The 15851-nt window shown below is 69.6% G+C and carries 13 protein-coding genes; 5 read left to right on the top strand and 8 right to left on the bottom strand.

All coding sequences use genetic code 11. From position 1 onward, the window contains the following. The 4 genes from CGR01S_RS14625 to CGR01S_RS14610 form a co-directional block, all read left to right on the top strand. Nucleotides 1–287 (top strand): peptidylprolyl isomerase (locus CGR01S_RS14625; protein ID WP_042428817.1); only part of this gene is annotated, 287 nt, incomplete at its 5' end. Between the two features lie 18 nt (nt 288–305). Next, nucleotides 306–833 carry a peptidylprolyl isomerase gene (locus tag CGR01S_RS14620; protein ID WP_042428814.1) on the top strand — a complete coding sequence of 176 codons (528 nt, stop codon included), beginning with the start codon at nt 306–308 and terminating at the stop codon, nt 831–833. 16 nt (nt 834–849) lie between these two features. Then, the gene (locus CGR01S_RS14615; RefSeq protein WP_042428811.1) at nt 850–1629 is read left to right on the top strand and encodes a UDP-2,3-diacylglucosamine diphosphatase; all 780 of its coding nucleotides are present in this window, start codon (nt 850–852) and stop codon (nt 1627–1629) included. A 5-nt stretch (nt 1630–1634) separates the two neighbouring features. After that, nucleotides 1635–2456: a M90 family metallopeptidase gene (locus CGR01S_RS14610; protein ID WP_042428808.1), complete on the top strand. Its 822-nt coding sequence runs from the start codon at nt 1635–1637 to the stop codon at nt 2454–2456. Here CGR01S_RS14610 and CGR01S_RS14605 read toward each other — a convergent pair. The 6 genes from CGR01S_RS14605 to CGR01S_RS14580 all read right to left on the bottom strand — a co-directional run bounded on the left by CGR01S_RS14605 (nt 2380) and on the right by CGR01S_RS14580 (nt 7131). Beyond that, on the bottom strand, nt 2380–3219 hold the full coding sequence (locus tag CGR01S_RS14605; protein ID WP_084690724.1) for a lysophospholipid acyltransferase family protein: 840 nt from the start codon (nt 3217–3219) through the stop codon (nt 2380–2382). The genes CGR01S_RS14610 and CGR01S_RS14605 overlap by 77 nt on opposite strands. Nucleotides 3220–3254: 35 nt before the next feature. Continuing rightward, nucleotides 3255–4550, bottom strand: a complete 1296-nt coding sequence (locus CGR01S_RS14600) for a dihydroorotase (RefSeq protein WP_042428804.1) — start codon at nt 4548–4550, stop codon at nt 3255–3257. Nucleotides 4551–4629: 79 nt separating this feature from the next. Continuing rightward, the gene (locus CGR01S_RS14595; RefSeq protein WP_042428852.1) at nt 4630–5592 is read right to left on the bottom strand and encodes an aspartate carbamoyltransferase catalytic subunit; all 963 of its coding nucleotides are present in this window, start codon (nt 5590–5592) and stop codon (nt 4630–4632) included. Nucleotides 5593–5597: 5 nt separating this feature from the next. Further along, nucleotides 5598–6119: a bifunctional pyr operon transcriptional regulator/uracil phosphoribosyltransferase PyrR gene (pyrR, locus tag CGR01S_RS14590; RefSeq protein ID WP_042428801.1), complete on the bottom strand. Its 522-nt coding sequence runs from the start codon at nt 6117–6119 to the stop codon at nt 5598–5600. Continuing rightward, nucleotides 6116–6535, bottom strand: a complete 420-nt coding sequence (ruvX, locus tag CGR01S_RS14585; protein WP_042428799.1) for a Holliday junction resolvase RuvX — start codon at nt 6533–6535, stop codon at nt 6116–6118. The genes pyrR and ruvX overlap by 4 nt, the downstream gene beginning before the upstream one ends. Beyond that, nucleotides 6532–7131 (bottom strand): YqgE/AlgH family protein, encoded by a 600-nt coding sequence (locus CGR01S_RS14580; RefSeq protein ID WP_042428796.1) that lies wholly within the window; start codon nt 7129–7131, stop codon nt 6532–6534. The genes ruvX and CGR01S_RS14580 overlap by 4 nt, the downstream gene beginning before the upstream one ends. A 20-nt stretch (nt 7132–7151) precedes the next feature. On the opposite strand from CGR01S_RS14580, the gene CGR01S_RS14575 reads away from it, so the two are divergent. Then, the gene (locus tag CGR01S_RS14575; RefSeq protein WP_042428850.1) at nt 7152–8618 is read left to right on the top strand and encodes a cryptochrome/photolyase family protein; all 1467 of its coding nucleotides are present in this window, start codon (nt 7152–7154) and stop codon (nt 8616–8618) included. 3 nt (nt 8619–8621) lie between these two features. Here CGR01S_RS14575 and CGR01S_RS14570 read toward each other — a convergent pair whose 3' ends face one another. Then, nucleotides 8622–9782 (bottom strand): PilT/PilU family type 4a pilus ATPase, encoded by a 1161-nt coding sequence (locus CGR01S_RS14570; RefSeq protein ID WP_084690722.1) that lies wholly within the window; start codon nt 9780–9782, stop codon nt 8622–8624. Nucleotides 9783–9810: 28 nt separating this feature from the next. Further along, complete coding sequence (locus tag CGR01S_RS14565; RefSeq protein ID WP_042428792.1) at nt 9811–15828, bottom strand: hybrid sensor histidine kinase/response regulator; 6018 nt, start codon at nt 15826–15828, stop codon at nt 9811–9813. Nucleotides 15829–15851: the final 23 nt, after the last annotated feature.

Genomic DNA, 15851 nt, shown 5'->3' with positions numbered 1-15851 from the left:
TCCCCCTGGAAGCGGGCAACGGCCTGAAGAACGAGCCCTACACCATCGCCATGGCGCGCACGGCCAACCCGAATTCGGCCACCGCGCAGTTCTTCATCAACGTGAAGGACAATGCCATGCTCAACGCCCCCAACCCCGACGGCTTCGGCTACGCCGTGTTCGGCAAGGTGGTCGAGGGCCAGGGCGTGGTCGACAAGATCAAGGCCGTGGCCACGGGCAGCCGCGGCCCGTACCAGGACGTTCCCACCACCCCCGTCACCATCACCTCGGCCACGCTGGTCAAGTAACAAGACAAGGAAACCGCCATGAGCAACCCGCAAGTCGAACTGCACGTCACCATCCACGTGGCCGACACCGCCACCCCGGGCGTCATCACCCTGGAGCTGGACGCCGCCCACGCGCCCAAGTGCACCGAGAACTTCCTCACCTACGTCAAGCAGGGCCACTACGACGGCACGGTGTTCCACCGCGTGATCAAGGGCTTCATGATCCAGGGCGGCGGCTTCACCGCCGACATGAAGCAAAAGCCCACGCTCGCGCCCATCGAGAACGAGGCTGCCAACGGCCTGAAGAACGATGCCTACACCATCGCCATGGCGCGCACCAACGACCCGCACAGCGCCACGGCGCAGTTCTTCATCAACGTGGTGGACAACGCCTTCCTCAACCACACCTCGCCCACGCCCCAGGGCTGGGGCTACGCGGTCTTCGGCAAGGTCATCCAGGGCCAGGACGTGGTGGACGCCATCCGCAAGGTGCGCACCACGCGCAAGGGCTTCCACGACGACGTGCCCTTCGACCCCGTGGTGATCGACAAGGCCGTGGCCCTCTGAGCCCGCGGCGCGCGCGATGACCGCGACCGTGCCCCGGTGCGAGGAGCTCGCCGCTCCCGCGCACTGGCGCACGGTCGATTTTCTGTCGGACCTGCACCTGCAGGCCAGTGAACCGGCCACCCTGGCCGCGTGGCGCCACTACCTGCAGACCACGCCGGCGGACGCGCTCTTCATCCTGGGTGACCTGTTCGAGGTCTGGGTGGGCGACGATGTGCTGGACGAGTCCGGCAGCTTCGAGGCCCAGGCCTGCGCCCTGCTGCAGGCCGCCAGCCGCCGGCACGCGCTGTTCTTCCTGCACGGCAACCGTGATTTCCTCATCGGCGCGCGCTTTGCCCGGCACACGGGCGCGCGCCTGCTGCACGACCCCACGGTACTGATCTGGCAGGGCCGGCGCCTGCTGCTGAGCCATGGCGACGCGCTGTGCCTTCAGGATGTGGACTACCAGCGCTTTCGCCAGCAGGCGCGCAGCCAGGCCTGGCAGCAGCGCTTTCTGGCCCAGCCCCTGGCCCAGCGCCGCGCGCAGGCGCGCGCGATCCGCACCGAGAGCGAGGCGCGCAAACAGTCCGGCGCCGTGTACGCCGATGTGGACGCCGCTGCCGCCGCGGCCTGGCTGCAGGCGGCCCAGGCCGGCACCCTGGTGCACGGCCACACCCACCGCCCGGGCGAGCACGCTCTGGGCCCCGGTCTGGCACGCACGGTGCTCAGCGACTGGGACCTGGCCGCGCACCCGCCGCGCGCCGATGTGCTGCGCCTAAGCGCCGCAGGGCTGGAACGCATCGCCATCGCCCCCACCTGACGGCGATGCCCGCCTTTTTCAACCGCCTGCGCAACCGCCTGCGCACCACCCTGGCCCCCGTGCCCGACATCCCGGCCGGCTTGTGGCTGCAGACCCTGCAGCGCCACCCCTTCCTGGCCGCGCTGGACCTGCCCGAGCAAGGCAAGCTGCGCGCGCTCAGCGCGCTGTTCCTGGACGGCAAGCAGTTCCACGGCGCGCACGGCCTGCAAGTGACCGACGCCATGGCCATAGACATCGCCGCCCAGGCCTGCCTGCCGTTGCTGCACTGGGGCGATCCGCGCGCCGCCCTGGGCTGGTACGACGACTTCGTGACCATCGTCGTACACCCCGGCGAGGCCATCGCGCGGCGGGCGCACCTGGACGAAGCGGGCGTGATGCACCACTACACCGAGGTGCTGGCCGGCGAGGCCATGGAACGCGGCCCGGTGATGCTGAGCTGGCAGCATGTGGAAGACGCCGGCCACAGCGCCCAGCGCGGCACCAACGTGGTGGTGCACGAGTTCGTGCACAAGCTGGACATGCGCAGCGGCAGCCCCAACGGCTGCCCGCCGCTGCCCGCGGGCTTTCTGGGCACGCACAGCGCCCGCGCCGCGCACGAGGCCTGGTGGGCCACCTGGGAGCCCGCCTACGCCCAGTTCCGCGAGGCCGTGATCAAGGCCGAGCGCTTCGGCGCCCCCTGGCCCTGGCTGGACGCCTACGGCGCCACATCGGAGGCCGAATTCTTCGCCGTGGCCTGCGAGGCGTATTTCGTCAACCGGCAGCGCTTTGCCCAGGAGTTTGCGGGCCTGGTGCCGGTGCTGGATGCGTTTTTCCGGCCGGCTCCGTGAGGCCTGCGGCATCTGCCGCACCGGCGTGGCGCAGCGCGTCCACCGTGGCGTGCAGGTCCTGCGCCCAGACGCGGCGCTCACGCCCGCGGGCCATCTCGGGCGGGCCGAAGCTCACCACCGCGTCGAGCGCCTCGCACGAGAGCGTGCGCCACACCGAGCGCCACACCGAGCCCTCGCCCTTGTAGCTCGGGTAGTAGCAGGCCTGGCCCGTGCGCCGGTGCACGAAGCGCAGCCCCAGCGGCTGCACCGCCACCTGCGCCTGCACGGCCGCCTGCAGCAGGTTGGCGTGAAAGGGCAGCAGGCGCCGGCCGTCGCCCGTGGTGCCTTCGGGAAAGACGGCCAGCACATCGCCCTGCGCCAGCGCCGCCTGCATGGCGCGCACGGTGCGCAGCGCATCGCGCCGTGAACTGCGCTCGATGTACAGCGTGCCCATGGCCGTCGCTGCGGCGCCGATGAGGGGCCAGCGCTGCACCGAGGATTTGGAGACGAAGCGGCAGTAGCCTATGGCGTGCAGCACCGGGATGTCGAGCCAGGAAATATGGTTGGCCACCCAGACCACCGGCCCGCGCACCTGGGGCCGGCCCTGCACCACCACGCGCATGCCGCCGTGGCGCAGCAGCGCCAGCGCCCAACCCTGCACATAGGCCGCGCGCGCGGCGGCCGAGAGCCGCGGAAAGCGCCACATGACGGTGGCATGGCCGCACAGCAGGTGCACGGCCATGCGCAGCACGCGCCAGCAGGCCACCAGGCGGCGCACGGGCATAAGCACCCCCTCCCCCGCGGGCTGATGCCGGGCGCTCAGGCCCGGTCGAACGCCACCTGCCCGCCCACCAGGGTGCAGCGCACGCGCGCCGGCAGCGCCACCGCCGAGAACGGCGTGTGCTTGCCCTGGCTGCGCAGTTCCCGCGGCTCGGCGCGCCAGGAGGCCCCCGGGTCCACGATGCAGACGTCGCCCACGCCGCCTTCGACCAGGCGCCCCACGCTCGCCTGCAGCGTGCCCAGGGCATTGCCCAGCACGGCCGCCGGGGCGCTGGTGACGACGGCCAGGGCGCGCTGCAGCGGCACGCTGTCGTCCTGCGCCCATTGCAGCGCCAGGCTCAGCAGCAGCTCCAGGCCGGTGGCGCCGGGCTCGGCCTCGGCAAAGGGCAGGGTCTTGGCGTCTTCGTCCACCGGGTTGTGGTCCGAGACCAGCGCGTCGATGGTGCCGTCCTTGAGCGCCGCGCGCAGCGCCGCGCGGTCGTGCGGCTGGCGCAGCGGCGGCACCAGGCGGGCGCGGCTGTCGAAGTAGCCGATGTCCTGGTCCGTCAGGTGCAGGGAGTTGATGCTCACGTCGCAAGTGACCTGGAGGCCGCGCGCCTTGGCCGCGCGCACCAGCTCCACCCCCGCGCCGCTGGAGAGGCGGCACAGGTGCACGCTGGCGCCCGTGGCCTGCAGCAGGTCGAAGATGGTGTGCAGCGCAATCGTCTCTGCCGCCACCGGGATGCCCGACAGCCCCAGGCGCGTGGCCAGCGGCCCGCTGGCCGCCACGCCCTGGCCCAGGTGCAGCTCCTGCGGGCGCAGCCACACGGTGTAGCCGAAGGTGGCGGCGTACTGCAGCGCGCGCTGCAGCACCTGGGTGCTGGCCAGGGCCACATCGGCCTGGCCAAAGCCCACGCAGCCCGACTCGGTGAGTTCGGCCATCTCGGTCAGCACTTCGCCAGCCAGGCCGCGCGTGAGCGCCCCGAGCGGGAACAGGCGCGCCTGGTGCAGCTTTTCGGCGCGGAACTTGAGCATTTCGACCAGGCCGGGCTCGTCGAGCACCGGGTCGGTGTCGGGCGGGCACACCAGGCTGGTCACGCCGCCGGCGACGGCCGCGGCCATCTCGGATTCGAGCATGCCCTCGTGCTCGTGGCCGGGCTCGCGCAGGCGCGCGGCCAGGTCCACCAGGCCCGGCAACACCAGGCAGCCCGTGGCGTCGATGCTGCGCGTGGGCGCGAAGTCGGGCGGCACGCGCCCCAGGCCCACGATGCGGCCCGCCGCCAGCGCGATGTCGCACACCTTGTCGAAGCCACTGGCGGGGTCGATCACGCGGCCGTTCTGGATCAGGATTTTCATGATTTCAAGCGAAATAGGCCTCTAGCGCTTATGGGACGAGCGCCAGCAGCTATGAAAACAGGAGCAATAGCGGCCAAGGTCATGCCTCGTTCCCGGCCACGATGGACATCACCGCCATGCGCACGGCGATGCCGAAGGTCACCTGCGGCAGGATCACGCTCTGCGGGCCATCGACCACGGCGGAGTCGATCTCCACGCCGCGGTTGATGGGGCCGGGGTGCATGACGATGGCGTCCGGCTTGGCCAGGCGCAGCTTCTCCGGCGTGAGGCCGAAGCTCTTGAAATACTCCTGGCTCGAAGGCAGCAGCGCGCCGCTCATGCGCTCGTTCTGCAGGCGCAGCATGATGACCACGTCGCAGTCCTTGATGCCCTCCTCCAGCGTGTGGAACACGCGCACGCCCATGTCGGCCATGGTGGCGGGCACCAGGGTGCGCGGCCCCACCACGCGCACCTCGGCGCAGCCCAGGGTGGTCAGGCCGTGGATGTCCGAGCGCGCCACGCGCGAGTGCAGCACGTCGCCGACGATGGCCACCGTCAGGTTGGAAAAATCCTTCTTGTAGTGCCGGATGGTGTACATGTCCAGCAGGCCCTGCGTGGGGTGGGCGTGGCGCCCGTCGCCGGCATTGATCACGTGCACATGCGGCGCCACATGCTGGGCGATGAGATAGGGCGCACCCGACTCGCTGTGCCGCACCACGAACAGGTCGGCCGCCATGGCCGAGAGGTTGGCAATGGTGTCGAGCAGCGACTCGCCCTTGCTCGCCGAGCTGCGCGCGATGTCGAGGTTGAACACGTCGGCCGAGAGGCGCTTGGCGGCGATTTCGAAGGTGGTGCGCGTGCGCGTGCTGTTCTCGAAGAACAGGTTGAACACGCTCTTGCCGCGCAGCAGCGGCACCTTCTTGACTTCGCGCTCGTGCACGCTCACGAAGTTGGCCGCCGTGTCGAGGATGTGCGTGACGATGTCGCAGGGCAGACCCTCGATGGAGAGCAGGTGGATGAGCTCGCCGTTCTTGTTGAGCTGGGGGTTGCGGTGGTGCAGCACGGGAATCACGCCTCCTTGACCTGGAACACAAAGCCCCCGGCATCGGTGCGTGCCAGCGCCAGCGACTGGTGCGCGGGCAGCGCCACGCGCGCCGCCGCGAAATCGGCCTGCACGGGCAGTTCGCGCCCGCCCCGGTCCACCAGCACGGCCAGGCGCACGCGCGCCGGGCGGCCATAGTCGTACAGCTCATTGAGCACGGCACGCACGGTGCGGCCGGTGTAGAGCACGTCGTCGAGCACCAGGATGTCGGCGCCGTTGACGTCGAACGGGAGCTGCGTCTGGGCGCTGGCGGCCAGGCCGCGCTGGGCAAAATCGTCGCGGTGCATGGACGAGGACAGCACGCCCGGCGTGCCCTCCAGCCCCAGGTCGCGGTGCAGGCGCTCGGCCAGCCAGGCGCCCCCGGAGGCAATGCCCGCGAGCTGCGTGTGCGGCTCGCGCAGGCTGCGCACGCCGCGCAGCAGTTCACGGTACAGGGCCTCGGCGTCGAGCACCAGGCTGCCTGGTGCGCCCCCAGCGGGAGTGGTCATGCAAGACTCCTCAAAAACTGTTCCAGAATGATGCAGGCGGCCGCCGCATCGGCGTCGCGGCTGCCTGCGGCCAGCGCCTCGGTGGTGCTGTAGCGCTCGTCCACCTCGTACACCGGCAGGCCAAAGCGCCCGCGCAGTTGCCGGGCAAAGCGCTGCGCGCGCTCGGTATTTTCATGGGCCGCGCCATCGGGGTGGTAGGGCACGCCCACCACCAGCGCATCGGGCTGCCACTGGCCGATGAGCGCGGCCACGGGCGCAAAGCGCGCCGCGCCCTCGGCCACGATGGTGCGCTGCGGCGCCGCCGTGCCCAGCAGGCGCGTGCCATACGCCACCCCGGTGCGGCGCAGGCCGTAGTCAAAAGCAAGAAAGGACTGGAGATGCGCAGGAACGGCCGGCTGAACGGGCAAGCCGGTCATGCGTGCCCCGCCCTGGGCGAGATCTGCCAGGACTGCAGGCCCAGCAACCCCAGCGCGGTCTCGTAACGCTGGGCGATGGGGGTGTCGAAGATCACCGACAGGTCTGCGCCCACCGTGAGCCAGCTGTTCTCCGCCAGCTCCGACTCCAGTTGCCCCTCGCCCCAGGCCGAATAGCCCAGCGTCACCAGCACGCGCCGCGGTCCGGCGCCGGTGGCCAGGGCTTCGAGCACGTCCTTGCTGGTGGTCATCTCCAGCCCGCCGGGGATGACCATGGTCGAGGCGTAGGCCGTTTCTTCCTCGGCATCGCCGGGCGCGTGCAGGGGTTCGTGCAGCACGAAGCCGCGCTCGGTCTGCACCGGCCCACCGAGGAACACCGGCGCATCCGTGAGGTCGGCGCGCCCGAGCGAGAGGTCCACCTTGTCGAACAGGCCCTTGAGCTTGATGTCCGTGGGCTTGTTGATGATCAGCCCCAGCGCGCCGCGCTCGCTGTGCTCGCACAGGTAGACCACGCTGCCCGCGAAAGACGCATCCTCCATGCCGGGCATGGCAATGAGGAAATGGTGCGTCAGATTGATGGGCGCAGAATGGGCGGACATCTTTGTATTTTACGGTCAACATGCCTGCTCCCTACCGCTCGGGGCTGGTCTGGTTCCGGCGCGACCTGCGCGCCCACGACCACGCCGCCCTGCACCATGCCCTGGCGCAATGCCGCACCGTGCACTGTGCTTTCGTCTTCGACCGCGCCATCCTCGATGCCCTGCCGCGCCAGGACCGGCGCGTGGAGTTCATCCAGGCCTGCGTCGCCGAACTGGACCAGCATCTGCGCGCCCTGGCCGGCCACCCGCAGGCCGGGCTGATCGTGCTGCACGGCTGGGCCGAACAGGAAATCCCCCGCCTGGCGCTGGAGCTGGGCGTGGACGCCGTGTTCACGCACCACGACGACGAGCCTGCCGCGCTGCAGCGCGACGCCGCCGTGCGCACCGCCCTGGCACGTGCGCGCCAGGCGCTGCACACCTACAAGGACCACATGGTGTTCGAGCGCAGCGAACTGCTGACCCGCACCGGCAGCCCGTACACCGTGTTCACGCCCTACCGCAAGGCCTGGCTGGCGCGCATCGACGACGCGCTGCTCGCGCCCTGGCCCATCCAGCCCCGGCCCGGCGCCCTGGCCCCGCGCCCCGATGCGCTGTGCCGGCCCGTGCCGCCGCTGCAGGCGCTGGGCTTTGCGCCCACCGACCTGGACCTGCGCGCCCTGCCCGCGGGCAGCAGCGGCGCCCAGCGCCTGCTGCAGGACTTCCTGGGGCGCATGGACCGCTACGACCAGACGCGCGACTATCCGGCCCTCAAGGGGCCGAGCTACCTGGGCACACACCTGCGCTTTGGCACCATCTCCATCCGGGAGCTGGCACGCACGGCGCTGGCGCGCACGCGCACGGGCAGCGCCGGCGCCAGCGTGTGGCTGGGCGAGCTCATCTGGCGCGACTTCTTCTTCCAGGTGCTGCACCACCACCCCCATGTGGCCGAAAGCAGCTTCCGGCCCGCCTACGATGCCATTGCCTGGGAAAGCGGCCCGGCGGCCCAGGCCCTGTTCGACGCCTGGTGTGCGGGCCGCACCGGCTACCCGCTGGTGGACGCCGCCATGGCCCAGATCCGGCGCACTGGCTACATGCACAACCGCCTGCGCATGGTGGTCGCGAGCTTTCTGACCAAGGACCTGGGGATTGACTGGCGCTGGGGGGAGCGCTATTTCGCGCGCCAGCTCAACGACTACGACCTCGCAGCCAACAACGGCGGCTGGCAATGGGCCAGCTCCAGCGGCTGCGACGCCCAGCCGTATTTCCGCATCTTCCACCCGGTGACGCAGAGCCGCAAATTCGACCCGCAGGGCCGCTTCATCCGCCGCTACCTGCCCGAGCTGGCCGCGCTGCCCGATGCGGCGCTGCATGCGCCCTGGGAGGCCTCGCCCCTGGAGCTGCAGGCCGCTGGCGTGGTGCTGGGGCGCGACTACCCCTTGCCCATCGTGGACCATGCGGCCGCGCGCACGCGCACGCTGCAGCGCTACGCCGTGGTCAAGGCAGCGTGATGCCTACGGGGGTGCGCCGGAGGGCGGCGCGGCGCCTTGCTCCTGCGCCATCTGCATCCCTTCCACCCCCAGCGAGGCGCCTGCAGCCAGGCGCATGCGCAAGCCCATGTCGGTTCTGTTGTCGGCATGGGCGATGGCCTCGGCCTGCGTGATGGCGCCGCGCTCGAACAGCGCGTAGAGCGCCTGGTCGAAGGTGCACATGCCCACCTCGCCGCTGCGCTCCATGGCGGTGCGCAGCCCCTCGATCTGTCCTTTCTGGATCAGATCGGACACATAGTGCGACAGCAGCATGACCTCCACCGCCGGCACCCAGGCTCCCTGTGCTCCCGGAATCAGGCGCTGGCCGACCACGGCCTTGAGGTTGAGCGACAGGTCCATGAGCAGTTGCCGGTGCGCCTCTTCCGGAAAGAAATTGAGCACGCGCTGCACGGCCTGGCTGGCGTTGTTGGCGTGCAGTGTGGACACGCACAGGTGGCCCGCCTCGGCGTAATGCAGCGCGTGCTGCAGGGAGGTGCGGTCGCGGATCTCGCCGATCATGATCACGTTGGGCGCCTCGCGCATGGCGTGACGCAGGGCCTCGTCGTAGGACAGGGTATCCAGCCCCACTTCGCGCTGCGTGACCAGTGATTTTTTGTGCGTGTGCAGGTATTCGATGGGGTCTTCCACGGTGAGGATGTGGCCCGCCGCGTGCTCGTTGCGGTAGTCCAGCATGGACGCCAGGGTGGTGGTCTTGCCCGAGCCCGCCGCGCCCACGACCAGGATCAGGCCGTTCTTGAGAAAGGCCAGTTGCTTGAGCACCGGCGGCAGGTGCAAGGCATCGATGGAGGGAATCTGCGGCGACACATAGCGCACCACCATGCCCACCTGCCCGCGCTGCTGGTGCACGTTCACCCGGAAGCGCTCGCTGGGGCTGGTCTGGTAGGCCAGGTCGCACTCCATGCGCGCCTCGAACTCAGCGATCTGCGATGTGCGCATGACCGAATAGGCCGCCTCGCGCACCTGCAGCGGCGTGAGCGGCTCCTGCTCCAGCGCAATGAAGGCCCCCTGGCGCTTGAGGGTGGGCGGCGCCCCGACCGTCAGGAACAGGTCGGAGGCGCCTTCCTGCGCCATGCGCGCCAGGCAGTCGAGCAGCCAGGCGCAGGCGGTGGCGGGGGGCGTCTCCATGGGGCTCGCCTCCACCCGCCCCTACCGCTCACGCCGGAGCGCCGACCTGCGCCTGTTGGGCGTAGTGCTGGACCAGGCTCAGCAGCTCGTCATCCGAGTAGGGCTTGCCCAGGTAGTGGTTCACGCCCAGCTCCATGGCATGCTCGCGGTGCTTTTGCGCAATGCGCGAAGTGATCATGATGATGGGCAGGTCGTGCAGGCTCGCGTCGGCACGGATGTTGCGCGCCAGGTCGAAACCGTCCATGCGCGGCATCTCGATGTCCGAGAGCACCACCGTAGGCCGCTCTTCCTGGAGCTTTTCCAGGGCCTGCAAGCCGTCGGCGGCCAGCGCCACCCGGTAGCCCTCGCGCTGCAGCAGACGCTGGGTGACGCGGCGCACGGTGATGGAGTCGTCCACCACCAGGACCAGCGGCACCTGGGGCGCAGCAGCAGCGGCCGGTACGGGCACGGCGGCAGCAGGCGCCGCCTGGGCGGCAGCGCCGTCCGCCATGGGCAGGCTGCTGCCCAGGGTGCGCACGCGCTCGCCATACACCGTGGCCAGGGCCACGGGGTTGTAGATGAGCACCACGGCCCCGGACGCGAGCACCGACATGCCCGCCAGACCCGGCAGGCGCGAGAGCTGCGGCCCGAGGTTCTTGACCACGACTTCGCGGTTGCCCAGCACTTCGTCCACATGCATGGCGATGCGCTGCGCCGCACTGCGCAGGATGACGACAGGACGGGTCTTGCCCGTGGTCTGCTCGGTGCTGTGCGTGGACGCCTGCAGCAGCGCACCGCACCAGAAGAAGGGCAGGCTTTCCCCCGCGACCTCGAAAAAGCCCGTGCGGTAGGCGGCCTCCAGCTCGGGGGCGGGGGCGCGGCGCACGATCTCCACGAGGTTGGCCGGCACGCCGATGGCAAGATCGCCCGCGCGCAGCATGACCACCTGGGTCACCGCCGTGGTCAGTGGCAGCACCATGCGGAAGGAAGTTCCCTGGTCCGCCGCGGTCTGGGTTTCGATGCGTCCGCCCAGGGCATGGACTTCGGCGCGCACCACATCCATGCCGATGCCGCGCCCGGCCAGTCCCGTGACCTCGCTGGCCGTGGAAAAGCCGGGAGTGAAGATCAGGTTCGCCGCCTCGGCATCGCTGATCTGGGCATCGGCGGCGATCAGGCCCTGGGCCAGCGCCTTGGCACGGATGGCGTCCAGGTTCAGGCCCGCACCGTCGTCGCGGAACTCGACGGACACGTCATTGCCCTCATGGCGCAGATCGACGGTGATGGTGCCCGTGGCAGGCTTGGACTTGGCCGTGCGCTGGCCGGGTGCCTCGATGCCATGGACCACACAGTTGCGCAGCAGGTGTTCAAAAGCCGGCGTCATGCGATCGAGCACGCCGCGGTCCATTTCGATGGAGCCGCCCGTGATGTCGAGCTTGATCTGCTTGCCCGTTTCCTTGGAAGCCTGGCGCACGACGGCATACAGGCGCTCGGAAATGCCTTCGAACTCCACCATGCGCGTGCGCAGCAGGTCGCGCTGCAGTTCGCGCGCCTGGCGGCCCTGTGCGATCAGGTCATCCTCGGCACCCTCCATGGCGCGCAGCAGGTTGCGCTGGATGGTGGCCACGTCGTTGACGGACTCGGCCATCATGCGCGTGAGTTCCTGCACGCGCGTGAAGCGGTCGAATTCCAGCGGGTCGAAACCCGCGGCCGAATCCTTGGATTGCGCCAGCCGCGACTGCATCTGCGACTCGGATTGCAGCTCGATATCGCGCAACTGCTGGCGCAGGCGCTCCAGGTTGCCCGTCAGATCGCTCATGGCATTGCGCAACTGCCCCACGCGGGCCTCCAGGCGCGAACGGGAGATCATGACTTCGCCCGCCTGGTTGACCAGGCGGTCGAGCAGCTGGGCGCGCACGCGCACCGAGTGGCCCGCCGTGGCGCGCACCGGTGCGACATCCAGCACCTGCGGACGCGCCAGCACCGGCCGCACCACAGGAAGATGCGCCTGCGGCTCCTGGCTCGCCTCGACCACCTCGGGTTGCGGCTCGGCGCGCGCAGGCGCCACCACCATGGGTTCCATCGGGCTTTGCGCACTGATGCTGCGCAAGGCGTTGAAGCTGCCCTGCAAACTGTCGAAACGCCCCAGAAGCGGCTCGACATCCGCCGTCTGGACGGTGTCCACGTCGATCTGTTCGATGGCCGATTCGAGGCGGTGGGACATCTCGCCCAGGCGCATGGCGCCCGCCAGGCGCGCACTGCCCTTGAGGGTGTGCAACGCGCGCAACACCTCGGAGCGCGCTCCCAGGTTGTCGGGGCGCGCCGCCCATTGGCGCAATGCGCTGCCCAGCGCGGGCAGCAGCTCGGCGGCCTCTTCCTCGAAGATAGGGAACAGGTCCGGATCGATCACGTCCACGGCATCGATGTCGTCATCGATGTCGGTGGGCATGGCGGCGGCGCTCTGGGCCCGCTCGGCCAGGGGCGCCGGCATCGCCATGGCGAGTGCAGGCGCTACCGGTACCGGGGCGGCAGCGGCGGGCGCAGGCTCGAGGACCGGAGCAGCCTCCTGCGGCTCGGCCTGCTCGGCCTCGAAGGCCTGCAGGGCCTGGGCATTTTCAATGCGCCAGGCCTCCATGGCGTGCTCCGCATCCTCGATGGGAGGCGACTGGGTACTGACCACTTCGGTGGCGAGAATGCGCTCCAGCGCCTCCAGGACGTTCGGATCGGCCTGCTTGAGGAAGCCGGCAGCAAACTGGTGCAGCAGGCGCCGCACATCGTCCGCGGCGGCCAGGAAGGTCTGCATGTCCTCTGCGGACGTGCGCCCCTGCAGCTTGGCATGGTCGAGCGCATGCTCGAGCAGGCGCGCGGCGTGCGAGAGCGCCTCGAAACCGACGGTGGCCGAGCTTCCGGCCAGCGAATGGGCCAGGGCCGAGGCCTCGTCGGGCATGGGTTCGTCCGGCTCGAGCGACCACTCCTGCAGACGGGTGACGAGGCGGCGCGACCACTCGTCCGCTTCGCTCAGGTAGACGTTGTAGAGCGGGATGCTGATGCGCAGGTCGCCAATCACCTTGACGGTCTCGTCCAGCGCTGCAGGCACGCTGACCTCTGCGGCCTCGGAAGCAGCAGGCAGCGCCTCCTCGGCCCCGATCGCGTGCACTTCCTCCTCTGACACAGAGGAAGCGGTCTCCTGCACCGCCTCTTCTTCCGCAGGCATGGCAAGGGCAGGCTCCAGATCGGCTGCGGCGGGGGCTGCGTCGAGGGGCAGATCGATGCCGGCCTCCGGGGACGATTCCAGCAGCCCCTCCAGGGACGGCGGCAACTCCTCTGCCGGGGCGGGTGCGGCTGCAGGCTCCGGCGCAGGCGCTGCCTCCAGGGCAGCCGCAAACTCCGAAAAATCGATGTCCTCGGCCAACGCCACAGGTTCGACGGGAGCGCTGGACGCCGGCTCTTCCAGGGAGAGGTCCAGCGGTGCCGTCTCGGAAAAATCCGGCATGGATTCCGGTTCGGCATCGGCCAGTGCGGGTGCCAGGGGCGCCGCGTCGGGCAGCAGTGCTTGTGCGCCTGGCTCCGGCAGCACCAGCTCCACCTGCTCGCCGCGCAGACGCAAGGCATCGGCCGCATCGGCAAAGGCGCTGGCCTGCCAGGCGTCGGCCTGGTTGGCAGCGATATCGTCCGCCCAGCGCGCAAAGGCCTGCAGGGCTTTTTCCGACAGATCGACCAATGGGGGCTGCACCGGCTTTTGTTCGGCCAGCCAGGCGTTGAGCATCTGCTCCATGGACCAGGCCGCCTCGCCGAATTCGTTCAGGCCGACCATGCGCGAACTGCCCTTGAGCGTATGGAAGGCCCGGCGCAAGGTGGTCTGTTCACTCAGATCGCCGGGTTCGGCACGCAAATTGGCGATGGCCGCCAGTCCGTTGCCCACCACTTCCCGGGCCTCTTCCAGGAAGATGGAGAGCAGCTCGTCCTCTTCCTCATCCACGGCAGGTGCCGGTGCCGGTGCCGCAGGCGGCATCAGCGGCATGGTGGCCAAGGGATCGAAGGCGGCCGGTTCGGCGGGGGCAGGAGCCTGCAGCGGCTGAGGGCCGGACTCGGCCTGCAAGTCCGCAGGCGCCTGCACAGGCGGGGCGGTCGCAGGCACGGCAGGCTCCGGTGCAGCCTTGGATGCTGCGGCCGGTGCCGGCGCCGGAGTCTCATACAGGGCTGCGCGCGGCAGAATCTCCGGCAGGGGAACGGGGGCACGCTCCTCGATGAGCTGGGTGACTTCTTCCGGACCCTGTACCGTATCGGACGACCGGGTGCGGGTGCGTCCCATGAGGATCCGCAACTCGCCCAGCTCCTCGTCATAGACGAAAAGCTTGCGCGCCATGGCCCGCTGGTAGCTCAGCATGTCGATGAGAAAACCCAACGCACCCAGGCTGTTGCCCAGCTTCTCGAAGGTATTCTGGCGCTCGGGCTCCTCGGCGGGTTCGTTGAGCATGAGGCGCTCGACGGCGTCGCGCATGCGCAGCACCGCCAGCGAGGCCTGGTCCAGCCCCAGCACCGAGAGCACGCCGCGCATCTGCGCCAGACGGCCGGGAACGTTGGCAAGCTGGCTGGTATCCGCCGGATTGCGGAAGAACTGGTCCATGGCCCGCTCGGCCTCACCGAGCGTGGCGCGCAATTCATCGACCACGCTGCCCATGGTCTGGTTGTCACTGACGCGGCGGTACAGCTCCTCCATCCAGGGCTCCAGGGGTTCGGGCTCGCCACCCGCACACACCCGGCCCAGACGCTCAGCCAGGCGGCTGGAGCGTTCGGACAATTGCTCCTCGGAGGTATCCGTCTCTTCCAGGGCTGCCTGCAGGTACAGCACGGCCGTGGCCACCTCCATGGCCAGCGCGGGGGCTGGCGGCTCACCGCTGCGCACGGTCAGGTCGACCGCCTTGGTCAGGGCCTGTGCCAGGGATTCGCTGCTGCGATGGAGCTTGCGCAAGGAGTCGCATACCAGGCTGAACTGGTCAGCCGCGGGCTTGAGTTTGTTGCGGTCGCCGCCGGCGAGCGCCGACCAGGTTTCAGCGGCCGCCGAAATGCGCTTGCGCGCCTGAGCCAGTACGGCCGGATCGAAGCGGCCAAAGCGCCGCGCTTCGTAATCGACCGGAACATTGCGGTCCAGCGCAAAGGCCTTGCGCACCGCCTGCAGGCTGGGCAGGTCGGCATCTTCGGTCGGACGGGCCTGCGCACAGAAGAACAGCAGGTCCTGCACCAGGCGATCGGCGACACCGGCCTCGCCGCGTGCCAGGGTGGAATACTGGATCAGCACGCGGGACGCCACCCGCTTGGCATAGACATCGGCGCCGATCAGCCCGCGGCTGAAGGCTTCGAAAAAGCCGGCACAAATCTTCCAGAATGCCCGTGCCTGGCGATCGGTCTGTGCAGCGGCGAAGCCCAGAGAGACATCGCGCAGATCGCGAGCGGCGTCGAAATCCCCGTCCTTGACAATGCGCAGCACCGCCTGGTCCAGCCGCCCACGCGCTGCCGGGCCATAGGCCAGGGGCTCAACGGACAAGGGGGTATCAGGCTCGCGAAAGCGCCGTTCGACGGGCCAGAGGTCTGCCGGATGGACGCGCTCGACGCCTGTCAGCGCCTGGACATCGCGGTACTGCGGAAACAGGGCGACGGGTGACACCGCCTTGCCGGCAAGCACGCTTTCGAGGTATTCGCTGAGGGCGAAGCAGGCGCGCTCGATGGCGCCGGCAGCATCATCGGTGCACAGCTCAGGGCGCTGCACGAAGCGCTGCACGGCGGTTTCCATGGAGCGCAGCACCAGCGCCGGAGACGCCATGCCGACCATTTCCAGCGCGCCGCCCGCCTGGTGCAGTTGCTGGCGTGCCATGCGCAGGCTGGCCACATCCAGCGTGGCAAGGTCCGATTCGCGCGCCAGATCGGCCTCGTGCACGAAGCGCCGCAGTGCCTTGACTGCGCCATCGAGGGACTTGCGCAGTTCATCCAGCACCCACGCCAAGGGCCCCAGGTCCTGTTCGACCGGAGTGCCTTCTGCGTGGGCCGCATTGACGGGATCAAGAGTTGACATGGATGGGTTCCCGGCTGCACTGA

The organism is Comamonas granuli NBRC 101663 (assembly GCF_000739995.1).
Taxonomy (GTDB): domain Bacteria; phylum Pseudomonadota; class Gammaproteobacteria; order Burkholderiales; family Burkholderiaceae_C; genus Simplicispira; species Simplicispira granuli.
Note: the sequence above shows the minus strand (reverse complement) of the source record. Positions and strands in the feature narration are given on the sequence as shown.

Excerpts from the sequence above, each read along its gene's own strand:
- CGR01S_RS14620 (WP_042428814.1), top strand. The coding sequence starts at position 306 with ATGAGCAACCCGCAAGTCGAACTGCACGTCACCATCCACGTGGCCGAC.
- CGR01S_RS14615 (WP_042428811.1), top strand. The coding sequence starts at position 850 with ATGACCGCGACCGTGCCCCGGTGCGAGGAGCTCGCCGCTCCCGCGCAC.
- CGR01S_RS14610 (WP_042428808.1), top strand. The coding sequence starts at position 1,635 with ATGCCCGCCTTTTTCAACCGCCTGCGCAACCGCCTGCGCACCACCCTG.
- CGR01S_RS14605 (WP_084690724.1), bottom strand. The coding sequence starts at position 3,219 with ATGCCCGTGCGCCGCCTGGTGGCCTGCTGGCGCGTGCTGCGCATGGCC.
- CGR01S_RS14600 (WP_042428804.1), bottom strand. The coding sequence starts at position 4,550 with ATGAAAATCCTGATCCAGAACGGCCGCGTGATCGACCCCGCCAGTGGC.
- pyrR (WP_042428801.1), bottom strand. The coding sequence starts at position 6,119 with ATGACCACTCCCGCTGGGGGCGCACCAGGCAGCCTGGTGCTCGACGCC.
- ruvX (WP_042428799.1), bottom strand. The coding sequence starts at position 6,535 with ATGACCGGCTTGCCCGTTCAGCCGGCCGTTCCTGCGCATCTCCAGTCC.
- CGR01S_RS14580 (WP_042428796.1), bottom strand. The coding sequence starts at position 7,131 with ATGTCCGCCCATTCTGCGCCCATCAATCTGACGCACCATTTCCTCATT.
- CGR01S_RS14575 (WP_042428850.1), top strand. The coding sequence starts at position 7,152 with ATGCCTGCTCCCTACCGCTCGGGGCTGGTCTGGTTCCGGCGCGACCTG.
- CGR01S_RS14570 (WP_084690722.1), bottom strand. The coding sequence starts at position 9,782 with ATGGAGACGCCCCCCGCCACCGCCTGCGCCTGGCTGCTCGACTGCCTG.
- CGR01S_RS14565 (WP_042428792.1), bottom strand. The coding sequence starts at position 15,828 with ATGTCAACTCTTGATCCCGTCAATGCGGCCCACGCAGAAGGCACTCCG.